General features: G+C 69.4%; 12 protein-coding genes and 2 pseudogenes. 6 read left to right on the forward strand and 8 right to left on the reverse strand.

Annotated features, from left to right (window positions below; all coding sequences use genetic code 11):
- Positions 1-488: 488 nt before the first annotated feature.
- Positions 489-1,049 carry a hypothetical protein gene (locus tag K7B10_RS00175; RefSeq protein WP_229333916.1) on the reverse strand — a complete coding sequence of 187 codons (561 nt, stop codon included), beginning with the start codon at positions 1,047-1,049 and terminating at the stop codon, positions 489-491.
- Positions 1,050-1,245: 196 nt separating this feature from the next.
- Between K7B10_RS00175 and trhA the strand changes: the two genes are divergently transcribed.
- Positions 1,246-2,031, forward strand: coding sequence for a PAQR family membrane homeostasis protein TrhA (gene trhA, locus K7B10_RS00180; protein WP_229333917.1), 786 nt, complete (start codon positions 1,246-1,248; stop codon positions 2,029-2,031).
- Between the two features lie 626 nt (positions 2,032-2,657).
- On the opposite strand, the gene K7B10_RS00185 is transcribed toward trhA, so the two are convergent.
- The 5 genes and pseudogenes from K7B10_RS00185 to K7B10_RS00205 form a co-directional block, all read right to left on the reverse strand.
- Positions 2,658-3,467: a protein kinase family protein gene (locus K7B10_RS00185; RefSeq protein ID WP_229333918.1), complete on the reverse strand. Its 810-nt coding sequence runs from the start codon at positions 3,465-3,467 to the stop codon at positions 2,658-2,660.
- A 404-nt stretch (positions 3,468-3,871) separates the two neighbouring features.
- A pseudogene (locus K7B10_RS00190) lies at positions 3,872-4,478 on the reverse strand (transposase family protein); the annotation flags it as partial.
- Positions 4,479-4,543: 65 nt separating this feature from the next.
- The gene (locus K7B10_RS00195; protein ID WP_229333919.1) at positions 4,544-5,827 is read right to left on the reverse strand and encodes an AI-2E family transporter; all 1,284 of its coding nucleotides are present in this window, start codon (positions 5,825-5,827) and stop codon (positions 4,544-4,546) included.
- A 282-nt stretch (positions 5,828-6,109) separates the two neighbouring features.
- The gene (locus tag K7B10_RS00200; protein ID WP_229333920.1) at positions 6,110-6,409 is read right to left on the reverse strand and encodes a hypothetical protein; all 300 of its coding nucleotides are present in this window, start codon (positions 6,407-6,409) and stop codon (positions 6,110-6,112) included.
- 8 nt (positions 6,410-6,417) lie between these two features.
- Positions 6,418-6,876 carry a hypothetical protein gene (locus K7B10_RS00205; protein WP_229333921.1) on the reverse strand — a complete coding sequence of 153 codons (459 nt, stop codon included), beginning with the start codon at positions 6,874-6,876 and terminating at the stop codon, positions 6,418-6,420.
- A 271-nt stretch (positions 6,877-7,147) separates the two neighbouring features.
- Between K7B10_RS00205 and K7B10_RS00210 the strand changes: the two genes are divergently transcribed.
- From K7B10_RS00210 to K7B10_RS00220, 3 genes are all read left to right on the forward strand, one after another.
- Positions 7,148-7,579, forward strand: coding sequence for a hypothetical protein (locus K7B10_RS00210; protein WP_229333922.1), 432 nt, complete (start codon positions 7,148-7,150; stop codon positions 7,577-7,579).
- A 54-nt stretch (positions 7,580-7,633) separates the two neighbouring features.
- Positions 7,634-8,245, forward strand: coding sequence for a hypothetical protein (locus tag K7B10_RS00215; RefSeq protein ID WP_229333923.1), 612 nt, complete (start codon positions 7,634-7,636; stop codon positions 8,243-8,245).
- A 487-nt stretch (positions 8,246-8,732) separates the two neighbouring features.
- Positions 8,733-9,131 carry an STAS domain-containing protein gene (locus K7B10_RS00220; protein WP_229333924.1) on the forward strand — a complete coding sequence of 133 codons (399 nt, stop codon included), beginning with the start codon at positions 8,733-8,735 and terminating at the stop codon, positions 9,129-9,131.
- Positions 9,132-9,299: 168 nt separating this feature from the next.
- On the opposite strand, the gene K7B10_RS00225 is transcribed toward K7B10_RS00220, so the two are convergent.
- Positions 9,300-9,512, reverse strand: coding sequence for a hypothetical protein (locus K7B10_RS00225; protein WP_229333925.1), 213 nt, complete (start codon positions 9,510-9,512; stop codon positions 9,300-9,302).
- Between the two features lie 113 nt (positions 9,513-9,625).
- Between K7B10_RS00225 and K7B10_RS00230 the strand changes: the two genes are divergently transcribed.
- Entirely contained in the window at positions 9,626-10,051 is a 426-nt protein-coding gene (locus K7B10_RS00230; RefSeq protein WP_504967661.1) for a Sua5 family C-terminal domain-containing protein, read from the forward strand.
- Positions 10,048-10,122 (forward strand): hypothetical protein, encoded by a 75-nt coding sequence (locus tag K7B10_RS41845; protein WP_504967674.1) that lies wholly within the window; start codon positions 10,048-10,050, stop codon positions 10,120-10,122. The genes K7B10_RS00230 and K7B10_RS41845 overlap by 4 nt, the downstream gene beginning before the upstream one ends.
- A 181-nt stretch (positions 10,123-10,303) precedes the next feature.
- Here the strand turns inward: K7B10_RS41845 and K7B10_RS00235 are convergent.
- Positions 10,304-10,408 (reverse strand): annotated as a pseudogene (locus tag K7B10_RS00235) (MerR family transcriptional regulator); the annotation flags it as partial.
- Between the last annotated feature and the right edge of the window lie 236 nt (positions 10,409-10,644).

The raw sequence follows: 10,644 nt of genomic DNA on the forward strand, positions 1-10,644 counted from the left end.
GGTACCAAAACTGCAACCGAGATCGACAGTAGCACGCTGCGGCGGCTTGTGTGCGCTGAATATTTCCTGCTGCCGCGTGGCGGTAGGAACTCTCCTCGCGGGATCCGTTAAATTCTTAGGTCGCGGTGGCAGATATTGATTCACCCCCGGCGCAGCGCTTTTGAGTGCTCGCCGTCGGCTGCAGGGTGCGGCAGCGAGATCGTCGCGAAGTTGAGCTGGTCGAGGCCGTATCAGGGCGGTTCTGACGCGGTGGACCGCTGGAGCGGTCCTCGCGGGGGTGAGGTCCTGTACGAAAACGAACGCAACGTCGTTGTCGTGGAGGCTGCCAGGCTGCCTGGAGCGGGCTTGCCGCTACGCAGTTCTCCCTTGCCCAACTGAGCGAGGGGCGCCTGGCGATCGGGGGGTGAGGAGAGGGAAGGTGTCAGGCATCCCCCCTCATCCGCTCTACGGGCGCCGGCGGGGCCGAACGGCACAGGCGACCTTGTCCATCAGGCACTCGTCCATGCGGCGAGGAAGGCTTTCCGTCTGGCCGGGTCGGCTGATTTGTGGTCGGCGTGCAGGACGCGCCAGGCGGTGAGTTCGAGGTCCCGGAGCCATAGCTCGCCGATGACCTGCGTTTTGAGGTCGGGTAGGTGGTCGGATTCGGAGAGCGCCTGGCCGATGACCTCCCCCGCTGCGATGCGCTGGGGCGGGGTCATCTCATCGAAGGCCGAGAGGATCTGTCCTGCCAGACCGGTGCCTTCTCCCGCCAGCGAACTGAGCACGTACTCCTTGATGTTGGCAGGAAGCAGGTAGAGGGAGCCCGAAGACCTCCACAAGTCCGACCAGAAGTGCTCTCCGACCTCGGTGGGAGCAGGTAGCGCGGCCAGAAGTCCGAGGAGGTGCGCGGTGGCCGCGTATCCGTCGGAGTGGGCCGATGCGACGACGGCGATGTCCGCGACGCGCTCCACGTCGAGTCGGCCGGCTTCGAGGCGGGGGTCCAGTCCCAGCCGCTGTTCCAGCTGATGGGAAAGGGGGACGGACGCGTGGGAGCGGAACTCGGGAAGCATCGGTGGTCCTTGGACGTAGGAGAGCGGAGAGGATCGTTCGGATCCCTCATCGTTCCCATGAGCCGCCGAATTACACGACTTTCGCGGCATCAACCGGTGGCGGACCACCACGAGCAAAAACATGAGGCGGGTGAACGTGCCACGTCCGCAGCGGACTTCTGGGGAGCTGATGCGAGCGGGCGCCTACCATGACCACATGGTTGCCAGTGATGCCCAGCACTCCCAGCCCGGACGGGAAGCAGTGTCCCGAGACGACGCCGAACCCGGCAGTGCCCCTTTCGCAGCAACGGTCGGAGGACGCGAGGAGTCCCACCCGGTGTCCGACCTGTTCGAGCGAGCGGCCGATCTGGTGGAGCCGATCAAACCGAAGCTACGCGGCTGGCTTCACGCCGGAATGGTCCCCGCATCGCTGGCCGCGGGCATCGTCCTCATCTGCCTGGCGGGGACACCGCAGGCCACTGTGGCCTGCACCGTGTACTCCGTCACCGCCTGGATGCTGTTCGGGACGAGCGCCGTCTACCACCTCGGGACCTGGGGACCGCTCGGCGAGGCCGTCCTGCGTCGTCTCGACCACGCCAACATCTTCCTGATCATCGCAGGCACCTGCACCCCGCTCGCCGTGCTCCTGCTCTCCCCTGACCAGCGGTCTGTCCTCCTGTGGGTGGTGTGGACGGGCGCGCTGGCAGGCATTGCCTTCCGTGTCCTGTGGGTCGGAGCTCCCCGTTGGCTGTACACCCCCTGCTACCTGGCCCTGGGATGGGCACCGGTGTTCTACCTGCCCGACTTCTTGCGCAACGGCGGGGCGGCCGTACTCGCCTTGATCGTGGCCGGCGGGCTCCTCTACAGCGCGGGTGCGGTGGTCTACGCCCTCCAGCGCCCCGACCCCTCACCGCGCTGGTTCGGATACCACGAGGTGTTCCACGCCCTGACCGTGGCAGCCTTCACCGCGCACTGCGCCGCCATCTTCCTCGTCGCCCACTGACCACGACGATGCTCGTCTGCCCGACGGGTCCCTCCGTACGTTCGGCCGCCGGCCGTGTGGCAGGCCCTGGCACCCGACGCTGACATCGCCGCCCGCGATGAACCATCCAGCCGCTCGGGGCGGCGGGGACGGGGCGCAGGCGCCCGGGCCATGGGGCAACGCCGCCGGGGGCGCTCGGGGTATCCCGGCGGCAGGTGTGCATCCCACCCGGTTCAACGACCGGATCCGGTTTCAGGCCGGGCCTCGTTCCATGAGAGCCAGGGTTCGTCCCCTGCCGCCGGGACCGGCTGCGGGCAGCCGGATCCGCTCGGCGTCACAGGGAGAGGTAGTAGTTGCCGACCACGGATAGCTGACGATGGTCGGCTGTCTCGCTGTCGATGGTGAACCGGGGAGCGGGTTCACACACTGCTCACAGAGCCGCCCCGCACCCTCGACAGCCAAGGCCCCGGGGGCCGCCTCGATTTGTATCGTTCCCCCTCATTCCCCGTCACGCGCAGGACAATCGAGAGCTGCGGTGCGAGCCTCCGCGTCCGTGCGACATGCGCCAGCGTTCAGATCGGCAGCGGGCCCTCGTGTTCCAGCCACGCCGCCCTTCGGGTCAGGCGGGGTGGAGCCGCTCCTGGCCGTCAGCGCCAGTGTGCGGCCCATGCGCGGGCGGCCGTGATCGTCTCGTCCAGCTCGGTCATCCCGTGCTCGCGCCAAGCCTCCCAGGAACGCGCCTCCGCCTCTGCAAGAACCCGTACCCCCTCACGAGGAGCCTTGGCGAACGCGGGGATGGTCCGGGCCCAGCGCGCCGCCTCTTCCGCGCTCTGCTTGCCGTCCAGCACCAGCCGGAACCCCCACAGCGCGGCGTCGATCCAGGCTGGACCCCGCATGGCCCACGCCCAGTCGATCATCCACACCCGTCCGCTGCGCTCGACCATGAAGTTGGTGGCGGCCGGATCCGAATGCACCAGCCGATCCCCCGTCAGGAGGCCTTCGTGGGCCGGGTCGCAGTACTCGCCCCACCGGTCCCACGGCGTCAGCCGCACCCCGTCAGGCGCGGGCAGCAGGCTCAGCTCGCGCAGGGCTGCGGCGACCGGCTGCAGGTGGTCGCTGTCCTCGCCGAAGTACGCCCATGCCGACGCGTGAGCGCCCTCGAAGCAGAGCAGCAGCCACCCACCGGCCTCCTCCTGCCACAGCAGCCTGGGGGCGATGGCGGGAACGAACGGGGCAGCGTCTGCTTCGGCTTGCAGCTCACCGATCCGGGGGTGGTCCAGCGGCAGCCCCTTGACGAACACCATCTCCGGGCCCGACGCCGGCCAGAACAGCGACGCGAGCGCGGAGCTGGTCCCCGACTCCACCTCCGCCCTCGGGCAGTCCTCCCCCACCCGGGCCGCGATCGCCTGCCGGGTTTCGTCGGGAAGCTCCTCGAACGGGAGCCGGTCAACGCGCACGACCGGTCAGCCTCCCGGCCGGGGCTGCTGCGGATTGTTCGGCGGGAACGGCGGGTTCTTGTCCGGACGGGTCGGCGGATCCGTCGACGGACGCCCCGGCGGCGGCTTCGACGTCGGCCCGGGAGACGACGGACGCCGATCAAGCAGAGGAACGGTCATGGCGGCGAAACTACCGCCCGCCTCCCAGCCACCACCCGGCATTGGCGAGATTGGCGATATCGCGCCGCCACCACCCAGACGGGGACTCCCGAGGCCAGGGGACGTGTCCCTCCCGAGGAAGCTTTGCCACCGTCTTGCGAGAGCCGGCCGTCACCGGTGAACTCTGGTGACCGCGGCCTCCCGCAGACACACCAAAGGGTCCTGCCGTCCCCTCAGGGGGGACGGCGGGACTCGGTGGAGCGCTGGTTGTCCTCCTCCTGGCCGCGCAGGAGGGGGCGGCCGGCTATTTCCTGCGGTGCGGGACGATGGGGTCTCCTCCGAGGTGGGCGCCGTCCGCGATGACGGCGGCGCTGGCGGCTTTGGCGGGCAGGTCCGACGCGCGCCAGACGCCGGCGTCGGCCTTGTCGCCCGGTGCCGGGCGGGCGCTCGCGATCACGAAGCGGGGGTCGGCGTCGATCGATGACCTGCACGTTCGCCGAGAACCGGTAGCTGCGGCTCGAGGCGCCGACCCTGCGCTCCCGCAGAGGGATCAGCGTTCCGTCCACGATCCACAGCCGGTCCGCGTCGGCCACGGGCCGCGGCGCCGGCTCCAGGGCCAGCAGCGGCCCAAGATTGTTGATCACCCGGAAGACGGTCGCCGCAGAGATACCGAAGAGCGGGCTGAGCTGGGCGCATCGTGAGGATGGTGGGGTAGTAGACCGCCACAAGCGCCCGCTCCGCCAGCGGCAGACACCACGGCCGGCCCCCACCTGGCCCGTTACCACCCCGCTCCCGCACCACCTTCACCAGCCTCTCAAACCGAACCAACTTCCCCGGATCCACGCCACTTTCTCCGGCATCCGGATGCACCATGATCACCCTTTCGGCGTGAGCGGTGGGCTGCAGGCCGTAGGCGTCCTGCGGACCCAGCCGGGGCGTCAGGCAGGTTCCTGGTCCGGCTCCGCGGGCGGATCCGCCCGCTCCTCCTCGACCGCCGCGGGGGACCCATCCGCCGAACCGTCGTCCCCGCCGTGGGCGCGCAGGTGCCCGATCACCGTGTTGGACACGGCGACCAGGGGGACGGCGACGACCGCTCCGCCGATGCCGGCGACCACTCCGCCGGTGGCGACGGCCAGGACCACGGCCAGGGGGTGGACCCGTACGGCCCTTCCGAGGATGAACGGCTGCAGCACGTGTCCCTCGATCTGCTGGACGACGAGCACTACCAGCAGCGTCAGCAGCGCGGTGAACACCCCCTGGGTGACCAGTGCGACGACCACCGCGAGAGCCCCGGACGCGACGGCGCCCACCAGGGGCACGAACGAGGCCAGGAAGATCACCACGGCGATGGGCACGGCGAGTGGCACGCCCAGGAAGTAGATGCCGAGACCGATGAAGAGTGCGTCGATGAAGGCGACGATCAAGGTTCCGCGGACATAGGCGGTCAGGGTGCCCCAGGCGGCCGGTCCCGCGTCGGCGACATCCGGCCGGGCGGCGGCGGGGACCAGCTTCAGCGTCCACTGCCAGATGCGCCTGCCGTCGTACAGAAGGAAGAGCGTCGAGAACATCGCCAGCAACATTCCGGTGATGATCTCCACCAGGACGGTCACTCCCCGGAGCCCGGTCGAGGTGATCTCGCTGGTGCTGGTGCCGATGGCATCGCTCAGGCTGCCGGCAACATCGTTGATCTGCTGCTCGGTCACGTGGAAGGGGCTGTCGAGAAGCCATCGCTTCAGCTCCTCGATGCCTTCCTGGAGCCGCCCGGACAGGTTGTCCAGGTTGTCGAGCACCTGCCAGACGACGAACCAGCCGATCAGCCCGAGGACGACGAACCCGAAGAGCGCGGTCAGGGCGGTGGACAGCCCCCGGGAGAGCCCCGCGCGGTGCAGCCGGGCGACCGTCGGTTCCAGCAGGGCGGTGATCAGCAGCGCGGCCACGAAGGCGAGGACGACGAGCCGGACCGAACCGATCACCCGCATGATGACCCACAGGGCCGCCGCCAGCACCAGGAACCGCCAGCCGGCCTCGGCCGCGACCCGTACACCCCAGGGCACCGCCCGGGCGGGGTCCGGGTCGCGCGGACGGCCCCGGCGGGCCTCTGTGACCCGCTGCCGCTCGGCCAGCAGCTCGGCCTCGTGCCGCGCCTGCACCTGCGTACGACGCTCACCGAGCGCCGCGGCGCCGTCCGCAATCACACCGAACCACCTACGGATTCCAGGCATGCGGAACCTCCTTCCTCATCCGGCCTTCTGCCCCGACTTCGGGGGATCAGGCCGGTGCGACCCGACGCGTTCGGGGAGGGTTCGGACGGACTCCGAGCAGACTTCGAGCGAATTTCTGCCGTACCCGGGAGTGCGAGGCCGGGAAGGCCGCGCTTCTCTGAACTAGCTGCACTGTGAACGGCCGCGGCCGACACAGGCGGACCGGAACGCGGTCCGTCGGTCGGCCGACGGTCGTACGAGCCTGCTCCGGATTCCTGATTTTGAGGTGCTCGAGGCCGTATCTCATCCGGAAGGGGCAGTGATCCCGCCGTCGTCGCTGCCCTTGTGGTCCCAGTCGTCGTCGCTGCCCTTGTGTGAGTCGCTGTCGTTGTGGGACGAGTCGCTGTTGTCGGCGTGGCCGTAGTAGATCCAGGCGCCGCTGGTGCCGGGCTGTTTCTGGAGGTACTTGTGTGGGTGCGTGGCTTTGAGGCTGGTGATGACGGGTGGCGGGGGCGGGCCGGCGGCCAGGGCCGCCGAGGCCGGGGTCAGGAGGGCGATGGCGAGGAGGGCGGCGAGGCAGGTGTCGCGCAGGGTGGGGGTCATGTGCGCGCTCACTGGTTGGCCAGAAGGAACTGGGCGCTGATGACGAAGGTGTTCTTGTGGTCTCCGCCGACGTATCCCTTGATGGCACTGACCTTTGCGGTCCCGGGTGCGCACTGGGGGGAGGCGACGGCTACGCCGTCGGGGGTGTCGAAGGCGAGGACGGCGCTGCCCGCCGCCGCGTCCAGGAGGTAGGAGGAGTACGTTTCGCGGCCGCCGGTGGTGCCGCCGTCGGTCAGGGCCCGGGTGTTGCGGTCGGGGTTGATGACCAGGGTCATGGTGCCGTTGTCCTCCCCGCCGTGGCTATAGGGCCCGGTGTAGGTCTGCGCCAGACCGAGCAGGGTCAGGTAGTCGCCAGGCAGGGCGCCACAGTTGTCCGGAGCCGGGGCCGCCGAGGCGACCGCTCCCGGCACGCACAGACCAGCCGCGAGGACACCGGAGACCACGAGGAGACGCGCTGCTTTCGTCATGCGGAGACCTGTCTGAGGGACCCCTGCCAAAAAGGGTGATTGCTCATACTTTCGTGATGTATGCACGGAAGGCGGGTAGGCCGCGCCCGAAGTCGGTCTCTCTGCCACCCGGGCGGCCCCTCCCGACTAAGCGCTGGGCGGGTCGGCCGGCTGCGGTGACTGGCCGTGTGGGGCTGCTGGGGGTTTGGGGCTGTGGTGTCGGTTGCCTTTTTGGGCGGGGTCATCCTCGGGTATGACAACCATTTGCCGGTAATGCCCCATCTGTCTGAGTATGAACATGTTTTTGCGTGCGGCGCCGGTCCATCCTTCCCGGATTCTGCGGGAGCCTTTGCGTTCTCTGGCCTGGGCGTCGGTTCTGGCGGTCTTCGTGGCGGGGCTCGGTTACGTGTCGTATCGCTGGGCGGGTACTGCTGGTCCTTTGGTGGCGCTGCCGGGGTCGCCCTGGCCGTACCTGGCCGCCTGGGCGGTTCTGGGTTTCGGCGTGTTCCTGCTGGTACGTGCGGTGGCCAAGCCCCTGGGATGGGATGGGGAGGAGATCCTGGTCCTGCCCCTGATGGTCTGCATCCGCTTCACTCTCGCCTACCGCCCAGGCCTGACCCTGCTCTACACGTACGGCCTCCTCGTGCTGGCCTGCGCGGCCGGCGCCGTGCTGTTGTGGCGACGCCACCGCCTTCCGGCAGATACCGCCGCGCGCCAGCACTGACAGCATCCACAAGCCGCTCCCGGGGTGGACACGGCATCCGGGCGGGGCGCTGGCGTGCTCCCGGCCAGCGCACCGCTGCGGCTGCGGGCGCTTCGCATCGAGGGACGCCGCAGCGTCGAGCAGATCGTCGACGCGTACGGCATCGAGTGCCGGGCAGTCCGTGACCTGCTGGTCGAGCACTTCACCGAGCGGGCTCCCGAGCTCGACCACGTCTCGCTGCGTTCCATCGCCCGCGACCTGTGCCGATTGTTCTGGCGCGACCTGGAGAGCCAGGACGTCGGCGAGCTCGGGGCTGACGAGCAGGGCGCGCTCGACGTCGGTCTTGGAGGGGGTGATCTGCAGGAGGGGGACGATCTCGCCGGTGGTGGGCAGCTGGTACTGCCCTGGCCCCGCCCGCCCCGTCACGGTGTTCGGCACTCCTGCCGACGGCTTGGCGGCGGGCCGCGCCGTGGGGCCGGCCGCCCGCCCGCGCCAGTGCGCCCTGACGGGCTTCAGTGCGATCGCCATCCAGCGGGCAAAGTCCCGCGCCTCCAACCGGGTGGCTTGATGCCACCGGCCCCCGACGGAGAACGCGGACACCGGCTCCACCACCGCGTCAGTGGCATCCAGGAGCCCGTACGGCTGGGCCGGGTTCGCCACCTCCACCAGAGCACCGGTCTGGGGTAACACGAAGCTGATCAGATCCCGAGAGGGATCACCTGTCTCAAGCATGACCGGAAGCTAGCAGAAACCGCCTCTGAACTGCGGTTACTCGGGAACTAGTTCAGTCAACACCACCTGCGGATCTGCCTCCGCTGTGGGACGAGGCCCGCGGTCTCTCTGTGGCGCCACCACCCAGCCCCGAGGACTCTCCCCCGGGCCGCACGTGCTCCAACTGCGCGTACTCCCGGTCTCCTGCCCCGCCAGCTGAAGCCGCCGATGCGAACCACCACAGGGGCATTCTCACCCCCTGAGCGGCGGGATCGCGGCGGCTGCCCGGAAGCGAACTGGTGCCCCTCACGGGCGTGGGAAGCGTCCGTCGCCAGCGAATCCCCGGCCCGAGCCCGCTAGCGGCGCTTCAGCGCGCCGCGCACTGGCCCTGCACAACGTCGCGCCAGGATGGGGTCCCGTGGGTCCGGAGCCTTCGGGAGACGGGAGCAGAACATTGATCAACGTGGACGTCCAGCACTGCGGCCGCTCGGTTCTGATCAGCGCCACCGGAAAGCTCGACCACAGCGCAGGAGAAGTTCTCCAGCGGGCGCTCGACTCCGTGACCATGGACGAGCGCGATCTCCTGATTGACCTGCACGCCGTCGCGGCCATGGATGTCGACGGCCTGCTCCACTTTCTGGACCTGCACCGGCGCGCGGAGCGCCTGCGTCTACGGGTCCTGGTGACGGGCTGGCAGCGCCAGCCCCAGCAGTGCATGGCCACCGTGGCCGGCATCCCCGGGCCCAGAGCGGGCACCGGAGAGCGCTACGCCCTGGCAGGCTTCCGCAGACTGCTCGAGGAGAAGGCGCAGCGCGCGCGGAACCTATCCGACTTCGCTGATGGCTGGCTTCCTCGCATCTAGGATCTGTCCTGGCGATCAACCGGTAGGGCGTCTCGAGGAGGCCACCGGCCGAGCCACCATCGCGGCTGATCCAGCGAGGCATCGGGGCGGGCCGACTGCCGGTCAGCGTCGATGCCGGGGACTGGGGCAGGTCCGGCCTGCCTCTGAAGAAGACGCAAGGGGCGAACCTCAGCTGAAGACGACGGAGCGGAACCGAGCGGTCACCGGTACGAAGGCGCCCTGGCTGACGGTCCGGAAGGTGTCGCCGTCGCACGAAGCGTCCTGGAAGACGGTGGCCACACTGGTGGTGAGGTTTCGGCCGAGGAGGGCGGGCAGGTTGCCGGTGCCCTCGAGGCCAGCAGTCCGGCCCGGACAATAACGGGCGCATCGCCAGCACACCATGACAATCCCGGACTGCTGTCCGGATTCAGCCGTCCGGGGTACCACGTCACAGCTCCCGCGCATCGGTTCACCGCCCGCCAGAATCGACAGTCTGCCCGAATAGGGTGGGCCTCGTGCTGGATGACGGGTCGTGCCAGGTGGATGTCGAGTCCACCATCGTCGATGTCATCGGTGAGGTCCCTAGCTTCCTCCGGCCCGGCGGGGTCACACGCCAGGACCTCGAGGCGGCGCTGGGACGACCGCTCGCCGTCCCTTCAGCAAGCCGCGTACGGGGGCCGGGCCAGCATCCCTTGCACTACGCACCGCGCGCCCGGGTAGTCCTCGTCGAACCGGACAAGGTCATGTCCGAAGCGGAGCTGGCGCAGCGGTCGGGTCGACAGGTGGGCGTCTTCCTGCCATCCGCCTTCGTCGACGCCACGGTGAAGGCGCACGCCGTGGTGGCGGACCCCGCTTCCCTGGACACCTACGCGCGCGAACTGTACGGGTTCCTGCGCGAGCTCGATCAGCAAGGGTCGACCTCATCCTCGCCTCGCTGCTGACAGAGGAGGGACTGGGACTGGCGATCGCCAACCGCCTCCGCCGCGCCGCGGGGCCCCGGCCCACCTTGTGATGGCACCGCCGCCGCGCCTCCGAGGAGCCCGTTTCCCGACTGCGGCGCGTACGGGCGGACGGTGCAGGAGAGAGGGGCCCGGGTGGTTGTGTGAGTGTCAGGGTGTGGGAGGGACGGCGCGGGCGAGGGGTTCGAGGTCTCCGTAGAGCGCGGCGTGGAGTGCGGCGGCGAGTTCGCGGGCTCGCGTGGTGCCGAGCATTTCGGCGGCCCGGCCCATCGTGTAGGCAGGGTAGTCGTCGTCGTCCAGGTGACCGCCGAGCGGGCCGGTCGGGTTCTCTGCTGTCATTGCACCTCTCTCATAGAACACGCTGAGGGGCCCTGGTGCCGTACGGCACCAGGGCCCCGAAGGAACTACTACACCATCTGCCGGCCCTCATACTGCACCGGCCTTCTGTTTCCGCCGACCCGACGTGAGCTCTGTCGGGAGTGCGGGGATCGCGGTTGCTTGACCGGAGACCACCTCACTATCGATGTCCTGCGGTACCCGGGCTCAGACTTCCGCCCGGGCGATCCTGATGGCGC

The sequence above is a fragment of the Streptomyces flavotricini genome, from assembly GCF_020639365.1.
GTDB lineage: Bacteria > Actinomycetota > Actinomycetes > Streptomycetales > Streptomycetaceae > Streptomyces > Streptomyces flavotricini.